This window comes from Streptomyces sp. NPDC054813, from assembly GCF_053611365.1.
On the sequence record NZ_JBSHAF010000001.1, the window covers coordinates 347,826 to 361,917 of the forward strand.

The window sequence follows — 14,092 nt, forward strand, 5'->3', positions numbered from 1 at the left end:
CACTACCCCCCCCCCCCGCGCCGTCGGGGGGCACCCCCTAACCCCCAGCCCTCAACCCGACCACTCACCACCCATTACCCCGCGCTCCCCCCCCCCGATCCGGTGCTCCACGTAGTAGCGGCGGACCTCGGCGAGAAACGCCTCGTCCGTGCGCTCCACGTACGCGGACCGCTTGCCGCAGACCACGGCGCCCACGTCGACGCCGTCCGCGACCAGCCGCCGTACGGTCCGGGCGAGGTCGGCCGCGACGGCCGGGTCCAGGACGTCCGAGCTGAGCTCGACGCCGTCGCGCACCACATAGGTGCCGTTCTCCGCGATGAAGGCCATGCCGTCGGCGACGTCGGCGAACTGGCGGGCCAAGGTGGCGTACTGGCGGCCGCTCGCCGGGCTGAACAGCACACCGCGGCGGCGCAGTTCGGCCAGCATCGGCCAGAGTCCCTCGGGAGTGCGCTTCTGGTCGTCGAGGAGGGTGCCGTCCATGTCGGTGACGACGAGGCGGATGTCGGCGGGGCCGGCCGGGAGGCCGGGCGTGGTGAGGAGGGACGCGGGCGTGACGGGCATGTCCTGCTTCCGGTGGGAGACGGCATTCGCACACCAGTGTCCCTCACCCTGCCGACGGGACCGGAAACGGCCGTGGAGATTCCTGTGACAGCGCGATCACCGAACGGCACATCGCCGGCGGCCTCGATCTGCCGGCGCCGGGCCTGGTGCCGTGCTCGCGGTGGCGCGCCGGGGCCGACTTCCCGGCGCCGGTGCCGCAGTTCGGCGCGGTCGCCGTGAAACCCTGACCGGGACGTGTGCATCCGAGCCCGTCGAGGAGGAGGACGTCGTATGCCACCCCTTGTCGACCCCGTGCCCGGCGGGCGCCCCGGTGATCTCGCCCGGGCGCATGCCCTCGCCCATGAGCTGTCCGCGCAGGGGGTGCGGGCGATCGTACTGGCCTATGTGGACACCGCCGGGATCTGCCGGGTGAAGACGGTCCCCTGGCAGCGGCTCCAGCAGGCGGTGGCGTGGGGCGTCGGCATGTCCCCGGTGTTCGACACCTTCCTGGCGAACGACGCGATCGTGCGTACCGACGTCCTCGGCTCGCCCGACGGCGATCTGCGCCTCTACCCGGACCTGGACCGTCTGGTGGTGCTGGCCGCACAGCCCGGCTGGGCCTGGGCCCCCGTCGACCGGATCACCCAGGAGGGCCACCGGCACCCGGGGTGCAGCCGCACCTTCCTGCGCCGGGCCGTCGCCGACGCCGAGGAGCGGCTCGGCCTCACCTTCAAGGCGGGCGTCGAGATCGAGTGGGCGCTCGGCCGGGCCGCCGCCCCGGCCGACGAGTTCGCCCCCGCGGCCCAGGGCTCGGCGTACGGCGCCGCCCGGCAGATCGAGCTGAGCGACTACGCGTCCGACCTGCTCGCGGCCCTGGACGCGCAGCAGGTGCCGGTCGCCCAGTTCCACCCCGAGTACGCCCCCGGCCAGTTCGAGCTCTCCACCGACGCGCTGGATCCGGTGGCCGCGGCCGATCAGAGCGTGCTGGTACGGCAGACCATCCGCGCGGTCTCGCAGCGGCACGGCCTGCGGGCCTCCTTCTCCCCGGCCGTCACCGAGCGCGGCGTCGGCAACGGCGGCCACCTCCACCTCTCCGTCTGGCGTCACGGGGTCAATCTGCACGCCGGGGGCGACGGCCGCTACGGCATGACGGGCGAGGCCGAGTCCTTCGTGGCCGGGCTGCTGACCCATCTGCCCGCGCTGACGGCGGTGATCGCGCCGAGCCCGGCCAGCTATCTGCGGCTCAAACCCTCCCAGTGGGCCGGGGCGTTCACGGCCTGGGGCCGGGAGACCCGGGAGACCGGCGTCCGGGTCATCACCGGCACGACCGGCCACCAGAGCCAGGACGCCAATCTGGAGGTCAAGCCGGCCGACCTGGCCGCCAACCCGTATCTCGCCCTCGGCTGCGTCATCGCCGCGGGACTCGACGGGTTCGTCTCGGGCGCGGCTCTCCCCGAGGAGGTCGTCGACGACCCGGCCCGGCTGATCCCGGACGAGGCGGTGGCCCGGGGCGTGCGACGGCTGCCGGCCTCGCTGGCGCAGGCCGTGGACGCGTTCCGCGAGGACAAGGTGGTGCGCACGGCCCTCGGCCCGGTCCTCGCGGACGCGGTGGTCGCCGTACGCGAAGGCGAGACGGCGGCCGTAGCCGGGCTCGACGACGCCGGGGTGGCGGCGGCCTACCGCTGGAAGTACTGATGGCGGGACCGGTCCGGGAGGCTCTCGACGCGCTCCCCCTCGTCGACCACCACTGCCACGGCGCGGTCACCGCCGACCTCGGCCCGGCGGAGTTCGAGTCGCTGCTCACCGAGGGCGCGGCCTGGCCGGGCGTGTCACCGTTCGACAGTCCGGTCGGGGTGGCCGTGCGACGGCACTGCGCGCCCCTGCTCGGCCTGGAGCGGCACGCGCCCGCCGCCGACTACCTGGCCCGCCGGGCGGAACTGGGCTGGCGGGAGGTCAACCGCCGGTTCCTCAGGGCCGCGCACGCGGAGACGTTCTGCGTGGACACCGGCTACGCCCCGCACCCGGTCACCTCGCCGGCCGACCTCGCGGACGCGTCCGGCGCCGCCGCCTACGAGGTGGTCCGGCTGGAGAGCATCGCCGAGGCGGTGGCCGGGCGGGGCATCGACGCCGGCGATTACGCGGCCGCGTTCCGGGCGGCCGCCGAGGAGGCGGTACGGCGGCCGGGGGTGGTCGCGGTCAAGTCGGTCGCCGCCTACCGCACCGGCTTCGATCTGGATCCGGCGCGGCCGACGTACTCGGAGGTGACCCGGGCGGCCGCGCTGTGGTTCGCGCGGGGCGGCGAGCTCACCGACCCGGTCCTGATGCGCCATCTGCTGTGGACCGCCGTCGCCCTCGGGCTGCCGCTCCAACTCCACGCCGGTTTCGGGGACTCGGACCTGCGGCTGCACCTGGCGGACCCGGCCCTGCTCACCGACTGGCTGCGGCTGACCGTCGGTACCGTCCCGGTGCTGCTGCTGCACTGCTGGCCGTACCAGCGCCAAGCCGCCTATCTGGCCACGGTGTTCGAGCATGTGCACCTCGACGTCGGGCTCGCCCTGCACTATGTGGGCCCGGCCCGGGCGGGCGCGGTGCTGGCGGAGGCGATGGAGATCACCCCGTTCCGCAAACTGCTGTACAGCTCGGACGCTTATGGTGTGGCGGAGTTCCACCATCTCGGTGCGCTGTCCTTCCGGCAGGGACTGGCCGGAGTGCTCCAGGAGCGGGTGGACGCCGACGAACTGAGCACCGCCGACGCAGTGAGGATCGCCGCCTGGACAGGACGCGACAACGCCCGTCGCCTCTACGGACTTCCCGTATCGGACCCCGGCCGCGACTGAGCGCGTGCCCCACCCGGAAAGTATGATCAAGCAATGTCTGACATGACCGAAACCACGCCAGGTTGGCTGTCCTCCGACGAGCTGGAGATGGCTCGCGCCCGTATGCCGATCCTGTACGTGGAGGCCGTGCCCGTACGTGTGGACGACAGCGGCGAAGTCACCAGCATCGGGCTGCTGCTCCGCATCGGCCCGGACGGAACGGTCAGCCGGACCCTCGTCTCCGGCCGTGTCCTGCACCACGAGCGGGTCCGCGACGCCCTGTTGCGCCACCTGGAGAAGGATCTCGGCCCGGTCGCGCTGCCCCGGGTGCCGGCCTCCCTGCAGCCGTTCACGGTGGCCGAGTACTTCCCGACGCTGGGCGTCACGCCGTACCACGACCCGCGTCAGCACGCGGTGTCGCTGGCCTACATCGTGCCGGTGACCGGGGACTGCCGGCCCCGTCAGGACGCCCTGGACCTGGTGTGGTTCAGCCCGCGGGAGGCGGTCTCCGAGGCCGTGCAGAGCGAGATGCCCGGCGGTCACGGCGTGCTGCTGAAGCAGGCCCTGGCGCACGTGGGGTGCGTGGGCTGAGTCTGCCGGGGTGCCGCCGACTCCGCTCAGCCGAGCTGTTCGGCGGCCCAGCGGGCCCACTCGCGCTCCATCTCGGCCCGGCGCAGGGCGTATTCGAGGGCGATCCGGCCGTTGCCGGTCGGCGGGCCGTACCCGTCCGGCGGCCCGGAGCCCAGCTCCGTGAGCCGCCGGTGGCCGGCCGTGGCCCGCTCCGCCCGCTCGGCGAGGACCGCGCGGGTCTGCTCGTCCGTGGCCAGGTCCAGGAAGAACACCTTGAGCAGCGCTTCGCTGCGGCGCGGCTGCCGTCGTGCCGGTGTGACCAGCCAGTCGCGCAGTTCCTGAAGCCCCCGCTCGGTGACCGTGTACTCCTTGCGCCGCCGCGGCCCCTGAGCCGAGACGCCGACCAGCCCGGCCGCCGCCAGTCGGTTCAGCTCTGCGTAGAGCTGGCTCTGGGTGGCCGGCCAGACATGGGCCAGCGAGGTGTCGAAGAGCTTCAGCAGGTCGTAGCCGCCGGCGGGCCGGTCGGCCAGGAGACCGAGGAGTGCGTGCCGGAGGCTCATGTCTTCACGGTAGCTCCACATTGACAGGTCAACTAATACCTCTCACCACCAACAGGTCAGTATTGGAATATCCGCAGAGTCGGACAGCAGCGCCGGCCCGGCCGGTTCCGTTCGGGATGTCCTGCTCGGCCCAGATGCACTTGGAGTCACTGAGGTAGCGGGCGCCCCAGCGCCGGGACAGGGCGGCGACCAGCCGGAGGCCACGGCCGCCCTCGTCGGTGTAGGTGGCGTGCCGGATCCGCGGGGTGCCGAGGCTGCCGTCGTAGACCTCGCAGGTCAGGATGCGGCTGCGCAGCAGCCGGAGCCGCAGGGGGCCCTTGGCGTGCCGGACGACGTTGCCGACCAGCTCGCTCACCAGGAGTTCGGTGGTCGTCGTCAACTCGTCCAGGCCCCAGTGGGTGAGCTGCCTGCAGGGTCAGCCTGACACTCGCCACCGCCTGCCCAAGAGCCGGCGCCAGCGTCCTCGCCCGCGCTTCCACAGCGGGGGACGACTCGGATGCGGCCCCCTCCGGACGGTTCGGGCACGTAACGACAGGTTAACCCGGGAGGTTGCGGCGACCACCGGGGAGCCGGGCCGGTCGCCTAGCTCTTCCGCAGGGCCGCGCGAAGGGCGTCGTCGATGCCGGGCTGCCGGAAGGTGAAGCCTGCCTTCAGCAGGCCCGCGGGCACGGCGCGGCAGCTGCCGGTGACTCCCACGGAGAACTCGCCGAGGACGGCCTTCAGCGCGAAGGAGGGAACGGCGGCGAAGGTGGGACGGTGCAGGATCCGGCCCGTCGCACGGGTGATCTCACGGTTCGTCAGCGGTTCGGGGGCCGTGAAGTTGAGCGGTCCGGCGATGTCCTCGTGGTCGATCACATGGCGGAGCGCGGCGATGTGGTCGGGCAGGGAGATGAAGGGCCAGAACTGGTCGCCGGAGCCGAGCCGGCCGCCGAGGCCGAACCGGAAGAGCGGGAACAGCTTGCCCCAGGCGCCGCCGTCGGCGGAGACCACGAGACCGGTACGCGGGTGGACGACCCGGACGCCGGCCCGCCCGGCCGGCGCGGCGGCGGCCTCCCAGCCCACGCAGACGGAGGCCAGGAAGTCGCTCCCGGCCGGGTCGGCCTCCGTGACGACGCGGTCGCCGGTGTCGCCGTAGTAGCCGGTGGCCGAGGCCGACACCAGGACCCGGGGCGGCTCGGCGGCCTCGGCGCAGGCCTCGGCGACGGTGCGCGTCCCCTGGAGACGGCTGAGCCGGATCTGCTGCTTGTACGTCTCGGTCCAGCGCCGGTCGCCGATCCCGGCTCCGGCCAGGTGCACCACGGCGTCGACGCCGTCCAGCACGGCCGGGTCCAGCCGGGTGCCGGGCTCCCAGGACGCGGATTCGCTGCCGTCGGCGGGTCGTGGCGCGGTCCGGCCGCGGGTCAGACGCAGCACGCGGTGGCCGTCGGCGAGGAGGGAGCGGGTGAGGGCGGAACCGATGAGTCCGGTGGACCCGGTGATCGCGACGCGCATGACGTTCTCCGATGAGCGAATGTTTGAGACTTCAAACTCTCGCTCGCCAGAATACTCCGGCCGCACGCCGGAAGAGCGCGGGGAACCGGCCGGGCCGATCCTGGAAGGGCTGACCACCGAGGAGGGCCCAGATGGAGTACCTGGTCACGATGACCACCCGGGTGCCGGACGGTACGACGGAGCGGGAGGTGACCGAGGTCCGGACGCGGGAGGCCGCGCACAGCCGCGAACTCGCCGCGCAGGGGCGGCTGCTGCGGCTGTGGCGGCCGCCGCTCGGACCGGGTGAATGGCGCTCGATCGGCCTGTTCGACGACGAGGACCCGGACGCGCTGGAGCGCACGCTCGCCGCGATGCCGTTGCGCGTCTGGCGGACGGACGAGCCCACCGAGCTCGGCCCGCACCCCGCCGATCCGGGCCGGGGCGAGGTCCCGGTCGCCGCGGACAGCGAGGAGTACCTGGTCACGTTCGCCGTGGAGGGACCGGCCGGAACGGGCCCCGACAGCCGGGCGGGGTCGAAGCAGGCAGGTGAAGTGGCCGCCGAGGGCCATCTGATCCGCCTGTGGACGCTGCCGGGCCGGGGCCGCGCCATCGGCCTGTGGCAGGCGCCCGGGGCCGACCGGCTGCGGGAGATCCTGCGCTCCCTCCCGGTGGCCGGCTGGCGCACCGTCGACACGGTGCCGCTGACCCGCCACCCCAGCGACCCGGCGCAGGTGACGTGAGCGGCTCCCGCCTCGGGCGCCGTCGCGGCCCCCGTCCGAAACGGGGGCCGCGACGGTCTCAGCGCTCGGGGTCGACCGGTGTCAGGACTTGCCCTTGGTGACGAGCCACTTGCCGCCGACCCAGTTGCCGACCGTCTCGTAGCCGGAGCGGAAGGAACCGAGCCAGTCGAGCTTGAGGCCGGCCTCGGCGGTGGACTTGACGGGGGTGTAGCTGCCCGCGTCGGCGGCCGAGCCGCCCGTGGTGTTCTTGGCGTAGTACGGGAAGGGGTAGACCGGACGGGACGCGGTGGTGTTGCCGCCGCTGTCGACCGACCTGGTCGTCAGGCGGTCCGGGGCGACGCCCTTGGTGACCCAGTCGGTGATCGCGGTCAGCGCGTCGAAGGTGTCCGGGCCCTGGCCGCCGCCGCAGTGCGCGACACCGGGGAGCAGGAACAGCCGCGCGAAGCTCCTGGTGGCCGCCTCGCCGCCCATGACCTTCTCGACCGCCTGGTAGTAGGCCATGGTTCCGACCGAGGGGATGTGCTGGTCGCCCAGTCCGTGCCAGAGGATCAGCTTGCCGCCGGCCTTCTTGAACGCCCTGAGGTCGGGGTCGGTGGCGTCGTACATGCCCTCGTTGGGCTGCATGACCTTCCTGTAGTAGGCGGCCGTGAACTTGATGTCCTTGTACGTCAGGGCCGGCTGCGGGCTGTCGAAGACCTGGTAGCGCAGGGTCTCGCGGACGAAGCCGATGTCACCGGAGGCGCCGGTGGCGGTGGCCGGGGTGATGACCCCGGCCCAGTTCAGCTCGGAGCCGCGCAGTTGGTAGCCGGGGTAGAGGAGCTTGCCGTGCTCGTCGGTGGGACCTGCGTAGATCCGGCGCAGGGTGGTGACCTGGTCGGCGGTCAGGCAGTAGGCGTCGGACGTCGAGGTCCGGCCGGTCTCGCACTGGATGGTGCCCGGGTCCCAGGTGCAGCTCAGCGGGTCCGCAATGATCCCGTCGGCGGGGGCGCCGCAGCCCTTGAGCACGGCCTTGTGCAGGTCCGCGAGGTCGGCGTTGGTGATGGTCGCCGGGCCGCCGCCGAGGTAGACGGACTGGGCGGTCCAGGCGTGCGAGAAGGTGTTCAGCGCGGTGAAGTTGTTGGCCGGGGCGCCGGCGATGATGCCGTCGAAGTCGGCCGGGTAGCGCTGGGCCTCGGTGAGGGCCTGGTGGCCGCCCTGGGAGCAGCCGTCGAAGTAGGAGTGGGTGGCCGCCTGCCCGTAGTACTTCTCGATGATGGCCTTGGACGCCTGGACCAGCTCGTGGTCGGACTTGTAGCCGAAGTCGGCGCGCAGCGTCGGGTCGCTGGAGAAGAGCCCGCCGCCCTGGTAGTGGCCCTCGTCGCTGGAGGCGACGGCGAAGGCGCCGGTGGTCAGCGGGACGCAGCCGGTCGAGGCGGGCGCGTTGGTCACGTTGGTGCTGCCGCAGAGGCCGCCGCAGCCGACCTGGAGGTAGTTGGCCTGCCAGCCGGTCTCGGGCAGCTTGATCTCGAAGTGGATCTGCGGGGCGATCACGCCCTTCACGTCACAGGCGGCCCAGTTGCCGAGCGTGTTGCCGCTCGCGGCCAGTTCGGTGGCCGAGGTGATCTCGAAGGGGACGCCGGGGACAGCGCTCGCCAGGTCCAGCTGGGCTGTCCCGGAGCAGGACATGGCCGGCGCGATACCGGAGGAGGTGCTGCCGGTCGTCGTGACGTTCGCCGCAGTCGAGTCGGCGGCCTGCGCGTTGCCGGTCGCGCCGTAGGCGAGCGCGAGGCTCGCACCGGTCACGAGCGCCACGGTGGCGGCGAGGGTGGCCAGGAAGGCCGCTGACTTCCCCCTGCACCATCTCAACAGCTGGGGCATGCGCGAATCTCCGTTCGATCGCCGGATCGGGAAGCGTGCGGGGCGCCACGACACCGGTGAGGCGGTGACCCCGCCCCACCTCGGCAATGGCCGTACGGCGCAGGAACGTAGCCTTCCGGCATACTCGGCGCAATAGCTGTCGACCAGATTGTTGACGATTTCGTTCAGGCTTTTGGGAGGCGTGACTACGGCACCCCACAGCCCTGAAGGCCGTCCAGGGGGTGGTCGAGTCGCCGGCCGGGCAGAAGATCCGGGCCGGGGCGTGGGAGGGCGACGCCGAGATGACCCGGTCAATTTCGTGGCGCCGAAGAAGGGGAGCGCGGAGCGGCGGACAAGAGCCGGTCACGCCGACGGCCGGAGGCCGGGAGCGGTCCACGCGAAAAAGGGCCCTCACAGGCTTCCGCCTGCGACGACCCTTCGCACCGTCGGGACGACAGGATTTGAACCTGCGACCCCTTGACCCCCAGTCAAGTGCGCTACCAAGCTGCGCCACGTCCCGGTGCCGTCTGACCTGGGATTTCCCCGGTCGAAACGCGCAAGGAAACAATACCGCACTCGGGCAGGTGGTCGCGCACGGCTTTTGTCCGGTCGGGGTGACGGCCCGACCTGGAGACCACAGCCGGACGGGCCGGGGCGGTGGGTCTCAGTCCGGGTCCGGCAGCCCCACCTCCGGGTAGGCGTCCAGGAGTCGGGGCGGGGCCGCCTGTCTCCAGGAGTCGGCGAGGATGTCGCGCAGTTCGGCCTCGCCCTCCAGGGCGGCGAGCCGCACCCGGACCCACGCGAACTGGGCCTCGTGATCGGCGATCCAGAACTTGTCCGGCTCGGCGAGCACCAGTTCGTCGCGCTCCTCCTTGGGGCAGCGCACGGCGATGGAGGTCTCGTCCTCGGGCAGCGTGGCGAACATCTTCCCGGCGACCCGGAACGTGGGCATGTTCCAGGCGATCTTCTCGCTGGCGTCCGGCAGGGACAGCGCGACACGGCGTACATCTTCGGCTTCCGGCATGCCCGGAACCGTAGTCCCTGGCACTGACAGTCAGCTGGTCACAGCTCCGACGTGCTTGTAGTAGAGGGTCGTGGGCCGCAGCACCCCGCCGGGGTCGGCCGCGTAGTCCGGGATGACTCCGGCGCGGGTCCAGCCGGCCGAGCGGTAGAGGTGCTCGGCGGGGCTGTCCGTCTCGGTGTCGAGGTGGAGCAGGGTGATGCCGGCGGCGGTCGCCGCCTCTTCGGCGGCGGTCAGCAGCCGCCTCCCGATGCCCTGGCCACGGGCCTCGCGGTGGACCATCAGCTTCACCAGCTCGGCCCGGTGCCGGCTGTTCGGCTTGTCCGGGAAGGGAAAGGCCAGGCCGACCGTGCCGACGACGCGGTCGCCGTCGTCCAGCGCCGCCCAGACGGCGAGGCCGCCGGCGGCCACGGCGTCCAACCGCCCCTGCCACCAGGCGGCGGCCCGCTCCGGCTCGAAGGGCGCGAGGAAGCCGATGGACGCCCCGCCGTTCACGGTGTCGGCCAGCAGCTCGGCCAACTCCCCCACCCGCTCTGCCAGTTGGTCCACTCCGAGGCGCAGCGTCGTCATGGCCGCACCACCGCCAGGACGTACCGCGTCTCCCCCGGCCCGGCGCACCGGAACCGCGTCGGCCCCCACACCCGCAGCCGCAGACAGTCGCCGGTGTCCAGGAGGTGCTCGATCTCCTGCGCGGTGACCGCGAGGCTCCCGTCGAGCACCCAGAGGTGCTGCTCCAGGCCCGGCACCGGCGGGCGGTCGTAGGCGATGTCCGCGCCCACCGCGAGCCGGCCCTCCACGAGTTCACCGCGCAGACCGCCGTGCGGCGGCGACACGGACCGCCGGACGAAACCGGCGGCACGGTCCTCCCAGACCTGCTGTTCGGCGGCGCGCAGCACCGGCGCGGGTGCCGCCTCGACCTCGCTGAGCAACTGGGACATGGTCCGCCCGTAGACGTTGCAGAGCCGGTTGAGGAGGGCTGCGGTGGGGCTGGTCTCGGCGCGTTCAGCCCGGGACAGGGTGGACTTGCTCACTCCGCTGCGCTCCGCCAACTCGCCCAGAGACCAGCCGTGTTCGGCCCGCAGTTCGGCGAGGCGGCTGCCGAGGCGGGCGTCGACGGGGTCGGGGGCAGGGCCGGGGGCGGGAGCGGGGGTGACCGTCTCGTCTCGTTCCGTTTCCGGTTCGTCGCGTTTCATATCCGGGACGGTATCCCTGATATGAAACGCCGATGTTAAGGAAGGCTCACGGCCGGGCCGCCTCGCCCAGCGCCTCCAGCACCGGACGGATCAGCGGATGGCCCTCCGCTCCGCGTCGCACGGCGGCGAAGACGCGGCGGGTCGGGGCGATGCCGTCGACGGGACGTACGACGACGCCGGTCAGATCCATGCCGCGCAGCGCCGAGCGGGGCACGAGGGCCACCCCCGCGTCGGCCGAGGCCAGGGCCACCACGGCCCGGAAGTCGTCGGAGGAGTGTTCGAGACGGGGCTGGAAGCCGGCGCTCTCACAGGCCAGGACGACCACGTCATGGCAGGGGTTGCCGGGGTACGGGCCGATCCAGGCGTCCTTGGCCAGCTCTGCGAGGGGGACCTCGCCGGCCCCGGCCAGGCGGTGGTGGAGCGGGACGACCGCGTCGAAGGGCTCGGCGTACAGGGAGACATGGGTGAGCCGGGGGTCGTCGGCGGACGGCGCCCCTCGGTACTCGACGGCGACCGCGACATCGACCTGCCGGTCCAGGACCATCGGCAGGCTGGCGTCGCCCTCGGCGTCCTGGACGCGGATACGTATGCCGGGGGCGGTGCGGGCGAGGCGGGCCACGGCCGGGGCGACCACCTGGGCGATGCCGGTGGCGAAAGCGGCGACGGTGACCGTGCCTGCCTCGCCCGAGCCGTAGGCGGCCAGTTCGGCCTCGGCCCGCTCCAGCTGGGCGAGGACCGCGTTGGTGTGGCCGAGCAGGATCTCGCCGGCCGGGGTGAGCCGTACGCCCTTGGCGCTGCGCTCGACCAGGCGGTGACCGGTCTCCTGCTCCAGCGCCGCCAGCTGCTGCGAGACGGCCGACGGGGTCAGATACAGCGCGGCGGCAGCCGCCGTCACGGTGCGGTGGTCGGCCACCGCACGGAGGATATGGAGCCGCCGCGCCTCGATCATGAGGTTGATTATTGCAATATGTCCCGGGTGCTCAGTCCGCCAGTTCCGCCCGCGCCGCGACGAAGGCGTCCACCGCGCGGTTGACGTCGTCCGTCGAGTGGGCCGCGGACAGCTGCACCCGGATCCGGGCCTGGCCCTGTGGCACCACCGGATACGAGAAGCCGATCACGTACACGCCCCGCTCCAGAAGCAGCTCGGCCATCCGGGCGGCGCGCGCCGCGTCACCGATCATCACCGGAGCGATGGCGTGGTCGCCGGGGAGGATGTCGAAGCCCTCCTCGGTCATCCGGCGGCGGAACAGCGCCGTGTTCTCGGCGAGCCGGACCCGCAGGTCGTCCGCGGACTCCAGCAGGTCGAGGACCTTCAGCGAGGCCGCCGCGATCACCGGGGCGAGGGTGTTGGAGAACAGGTAGGGGCGGGAGCGCTGGCGGAGCAGGGCGACGATCTCGGCGCGGGCCGCGACGTAGCCGCCGGAGGCGCCGCCGAGGGCCTTGCCGAGGGTGCCGGTGATGATGTCGACGCGGTCCATCACACCGTGCAGTTCGGGGGTGCCGCGGCCGGACGGGCCGACGAAGCCGACGGCGTGCGAGTCGTCGACCATGACCATCGCGTCGTAGCGGTCGGCGAGGTCGCAGATCTCGCGCAGCGGCGCCACATAGCCGTCCATGGAGAAGACGCCGTCGGTGACGACCAGCCGGCGCCGGGCACCCTGCGCCTCCTTCAACTGGCGTTCCAGGTCGGCCAGATCACGGTTGGCGTAGCGGAGGCGTTGGGCCTTGGAGAGACGGATGCCGTCGATGATCGAGGCGTGGTTGAGGGCGTCGGAGATCACCGCGTCCTCCTCGCCGAGGAGGGTCTCGAAGACACCGCCGTTGGCGTCGAAGCAGGAGGAGTAGAGGATCGTGTCCTCCTGGCCGAGGAAGCCGGCGAGGCGTGCCTCCAGCTCCTTGTGGACCTCCTGGGTGCCACAGATGAAGCGGACGGAGGCCATGCCGTAGCCCCAGCGGTCCAGGGCCTCGTGGGCGGCGGCGATCACCTCGGGGTGGTCGGCGAGGCCGAGGTAGTTGTTGGCGCAGAAGTTGAGGACCTCGCCGGGGCGGCCGCCCGCGGTCACGTTGACGGTCGCGGACTGCGGGCTGCCGATGACCCGCTCGGGCTTGTGCAGGCCGGCGGCGCGGATCTCGTCGAGGGTGGCGCGCAGGTCGTCGCGCACGGAGTCGAACATCATCAGTCCTTGGTTGTCGTCAGAGGGTCCAGTCGAGGATGACCTTGCCGCCACGCCCGCTGGCGGCGTCGGCGAAGGCCGCCTCGAAGTCGCGGTACCCGTAGCGGCCGGTGATCACGGGAGCGAGGTCGAGTCCGCCCTCCAGGAGGACGGACATCGCGTACCAGGTCTCGAACATCTCGCGGCCGTAGATGCCCTTGATGGTGATCATCGAGGTGACGATCCGGCCCCAGTCGACGGGGAAGTCCTGGGCGGGCAGGCCGAGCATGGCGATACGGCCGCCGTGCGTCATGTTGGCGATCATGTCCTGGAGCGCCTCGGCGCGGCCGGACATCTCCAGGCCGATGTCGAAGCCCTCGCGCAGCCCCAGCTCCCGCTGTCCGTCGGCGATCCGGGCCTGCGACACGTTCAGGGCGAGACTCACGCCGATCTTGCGGGCGAGGTCGAGGCGCTCCTCGCTGACGTCGGTGATCACGACGTTGCGGGCGCCCGCGTGCCGGGCCACGGCAGCGGCCATGAGACCGATCGGCCCTGCCCCGGTGATCAGGACGTCCTCACCGACGAGCGGGAAGGAGAGCGCGGTGTGCACGGCGTTGCCGAACGGGTCGAAGATCGCGGCCACGTCGAGGTCGACGGGGACGCGGTGCACCCAGACGTTACCGGCGGGCAGCGCGACGTACTCGGCGAACGCGCCGTCACGTCCGACGCCGAGACCGACCGTGGCCCGGCACAGATGGCGCCGCCCGGCCAGACAGTTTCGGCACTTGCCGCAGACGAGATGGCCCTCGCCGCTGACCCGGTCACCGGCCTTGATGTCCACGACGTCACGGCCGGTCCCGACGACCTCGCCGACGAACTCGTGCCCGACGACCAGCGGTGTGGTGATCGCCTGCTGGGCCCAGCCGTCCCAGGCCCGGATGTGCAGGTCGGTTCCGCAGATACCGGTCCGCAGCACCTTGATCAGTACGTCACCCGGCCCGACCGTGGGCTCCGGCACGTCCGCGAGCCACAGGCCGGGCTCCGCCTTCTGCTTGACCAGTGCCTTCAACGCTACGGCTCCTGTGCGTGAGGTCCCGGGCGCGGGGCCCCCCCCCCCGGCCCCCGCCCGGGGGGGGGGGGGGGTGGCGCCCCCACAACACCGGTGACGGGGCGCCCGGGGGCGCGACGGGGTT

14 protein-coding genes, 1 tRNA gene and 2 pseudogenes are annotated in these 14,092 nt (G+C 72.4%); 5 read left to right on the plus strand and 12 right to left on the minus strand.

Translation table 11 applies throughout. The annotated features are described in order from the left end of the window. Positions 1–51: 51 nt before the first annotated feature. A complete protein-coding gene (locus ACWGJB_RS01515; RefSeq protein WP_453378253.1) occupies positions 52–561 on the minus strand; it encodes an HAD hydrolase family protein in 510 nt (169 codons plus the stop codon). A gap of 119 nt (positions 562–680) precedes the next feature. Between ACWGJB_RS01515 and ACWGJB_RS01520 the strand changes: the two are divergent. The 4 genes and pseudogenes from ACWGJB_RS01520 to ACWGJB_RS01535 all read left to right on the plus strand — a co-directional run. Beyond that, positions 681–788: pseudogene (locus ACWGJB_RS01520) on the plus strand (SAM-dependent methyltransferase); the annotation flags it as partial. A gap of 43 nt (positions 789–831) precedes the next feature. Next, positions 832–2,235 carry a glutamine synthetase gene (locus tag ACWGJB_RS01525; protein WP_453378254.1) on the plus strand — a complete coding sequence of 468 codons (1,404 nt, stop codon included), beginning with the start codon at positions 832–834 and terminating at the stop codon, positions 2,233–2,235. Further along, a complete protein-coding gene (locus tag ACWGJB_RS01530; protein ID WP_453378255.1) occupies positions 2,235–3,377 on the plus strand; it encodes an amidohydrolase family protein in 1,143 nt (380 codons plus the stop codon). Before ACWGJB_RS01525 ends, ACWGJB_RS01530 begins: the two co-directional genes overlap by 1 nt. 42 nt (positions 3,378–3,419) lie before the next feature. Then, a complete protein-coding gene (locus tag ACWGJB_RS01535; RefSeq protein ID WP_351705827.1) occupies positions 3,420–3,947 on the plus strand; it encodes an NUDIX hydrolase family protein in 528 nt (175 codons plus the stop codon). Positions 3,948–3,973: 26 nt separating this feature from the next. Here ACWGJB_RS01535 and ACWGJB_RS01540 read toward each other — a convergent pair whose 3' ends face one another. The 3 genes and pseudogenes from ACWGJB_RS01540 to ACWGJB_RS01550 all read right to left on the minus strand — a co-directional run bounded on the left by ACWGJB_RS01540 (position 3,974) and on the right by ACWGJB_RS01550 (position 5,977). Next, positions 3,974–4,486, minus strand: a complete 513-nt coding sequence (locus tag ACWGJB_RS01540; protein WP_453378256.1) for a PadR family transcriptional regulator — start codon at positions 4,484–4,486, stop codon at positions 3,974–3,976. A gap of 28 nt (positions 4,487–4,514) precedes the next feature. After that, positions 4,515–4,892 (minus strand): annotated as a pseudogene (locus tag ACWGJB_RS01545) (ATP-binding protein); the annotation flags it as partial. Positions 4,893–5,068: 176 nt separating this feature from the next. Further along, on the minus strand, positions 5,069–5,977 hold the full coding sequence (locus tag ACWGJB_RS01550; RefSeq protein WP_453378257.1) for a TIGR01777 family oxidoreductase: 909 nt from the start codon (positions 5,975–5,977) through the stop codon (positions 5,069–5,071). Between the two features lie 131 nt (positions 5,978–6,108). Between ACWGJB_RS01550 and ACWGJB_RS01555 the strand changes: the two genes are divergently transcribed. Then, complete coding sequence (locus tag ACWGJB_RS01555; protein ID WP_453378258.1) at positions 6,109–6,696, plus strand: muconolactone Delta-isomerase family protein; 588 nt, start codon at positions 6,109–6,111, stop codon at positions 6,694–6,696. An 81-nt stretch (positions 6,697–6,777) separates the two neighbouring features. On the opposite strand, the gene ACWGJB_RS01560 is transcribed toward ACWGJB_RS01555, so the two are convergent. The 8 genes from ACWGJB_RS01560 to tdh form a co-directional block, all read right to left on the minus strand. Next, the gene (locus tag ACWGJB_RS01560; protein ID WP_453378259.1) at positions 6,778–8,553 is read right to left on the minus strand and encodes a tannase/feruloyl esterase family alpha/beta hydrolase; all 1,776 of its coding nucleotides are present in this window, start codon (positions 8,551–8,553) and stop codon (positions 6,778–6,780) included. Positions 8,554–8,978: 425 nt separating this feature from the next. After that, positions 8,979–9,052: transfer RNA gene (locus ACWGJB_RS01565), tRNA-Pro, on the minus strand. 144 nt (positions 9,053–9,196) lie between these two features. Continuing rightward, on the minus strand, positions 9,197–9,556 hold the full coding sequence (locus tag ACWGJB_RS01570) for an MmcQ/YjbR family DNA-binding protein (protein ID WP_453378260.1): 360 nt from the start codon (positions 9,554–9,556) through the stop codon (positions 9,197–9,199). A gap of 30 nt (positions 9,557–9,586) precedes the next feature. Then, a complete protein-coding gene (locus ACWGJB_RS01575) occupies positions 9,587–10,123 on the minus strand; it encodes an N-acetyltransferase family protein (protein WP_453378261.1) in 537 nt (178 codons plus the stop codon). Then, positions 10,120–10,746: a helix-turn-helix domain-containing protein gene (locus tag ACWGJB_RS01580; RefSeq protein WP_453378262.1), complete on the minus strand. Its 627-nt coding sequence runs from the start codon at positions 10,744–10,746 to the stop codon at positions 10,120–10,122. The genes ACWGJB_RS01575 and ACWGJB_RS01580 overlap by 4 nt, the downstream gene beginning before the upstream one ends. 46 nt (positions 10,747–10,792) lie before the next feature. Beyond that, positions 10,793–11,695: a LysR family transcriptional regulator gene (locus ACWGJB_RS01585; protein WP_453378263.1), complete on the minus strand. Its 903-nt coding sequence runs from the start codon at positions 11,693–11,695 to the stop codon at positions 10,793–10,795. A gap of 31 nt (positions 11,696–11,726) precedes the next feature. Then, on the minus strand, positions 11,727–12,920 hold the full coding sequence (locus tag ACWGJB_RS01590; RefSeq protein WP_453378585.1) for a glycine C-acetyltransferase: 1,194 nt from the start codon (positions 12,918–12,920) through the stop codon (positions 11,727–11,729). Positions 12,921–12,939: 19 nt separating this feature from the next. Continuing rightward, complete coding sequence (gene tdh / locus ACWGJB_RS01595) at positions 12,940–13,968, minus strand: L-threonine 3-dehydrogenase (RefSeq protein ID WP_453378264.1); 1,029 nt, start codon at positions 13,966–13,968, stop codon at positions 12,940–12,942. Between the last annotated feature and the right edge of the window lie 124 nt (positions 13,969–14,092).

Bases quoted from the DNA above. Each gene is read 5' to 3' on its own strand.
- ACWGJB_RS01535 (WP_351705827.1), top strand. From the start codon at position 3,420: ATGACCGAAACCACGCCAGGTTGGCTGTCCTCCGACGAGCTGGAGATG.
- ACWGJB_RS01575 (WP_453378261.1), bottom strand. From the start codon at position 10,123: ATGACGACGCTGCGCCTCGGAGTGGACCAACTGGCAGAGCGGGTGGGG.
- ACWGJB_RS01585 (WP_453378263.1), bottom strand. From the start codon at position 11,695: ATGATCGAGGCGCGGCGGCTCCATATCCTCCGTGCGGTGGCCGACCAC.
- ACWGJB_RS01525 (WP_453378254.1), top strand. From the start codon at position 832: ATGCCACCCCTTGTCGACCCCGTGCCCGGCGGGCGCCCCGGTGATCTC.
- ACWGJB_RS01590 (WP_453378585.1), bottom strand. From the start codon at position 12,920: ATGTTCGACTCCGTGCGCGACGACCTGCGCGCCACCCTCGACGAGATC.
- ACWGJB_RS01580 (WP_453378262.1), bottom strand. From the start codon at position 10,746: ATGAAACGCGACGAACCGGAAACGGAACGAGACGAGACGGTCACCCCC.
- ACWGJB_RS01530 (WP_453378255.1), top strand. From the start codon at position 2,235: ATGGCGGGACCGGTCCGGGAGGCTCTCGACGCGCTCCCCCTCGTCGAC.
- ACWGJB_RS01550 (WP_453378257.1), bottom strand. From the start codon at position 5,977: ATGCGCGTCGCGATCACCGGGTCCACCGGACTCATCGGTTCCGCCCTC.
- ACWGJB_RS01560 (WP_453378259.1), bottom strand. From the start codon at position 8,553: ATGCCCCAGCTGTTGAGATGGTGCAGGGGGAAGTCAGCGGCCTTCCTG.
- ACWGJB_RS01515 (WP_453378253.1), bottom strand. From the start codon at position 561: ATGCCCGTCACGCCCGCGTCCCTCCTCACCACGCCCGGCCTCCCGGCC.
- ACWGJB_RS01555 (WP_453378258.1), top strand. From the start codon at position 6,109: ATGGAGTACCTGGTCACGATGACCACCCGGGTGCCGGACGGTACGACG.
- ACWGJB_RS01540 (WP_453378256.1), bottom strand. From the start codon at position 4,486: ATGAGCCTCCGGCACGCACTCCTCGGTCTCCTGGCCGACCGGCCCGCC.
- ACWGJB_RS01570 (WP_453378260.1), bottom strand. From the start codon at position 9,556: ATGCCGGAAGCCGAAGATGTACGCCGTGTCGCGCTGTCCCTGCCGGAC.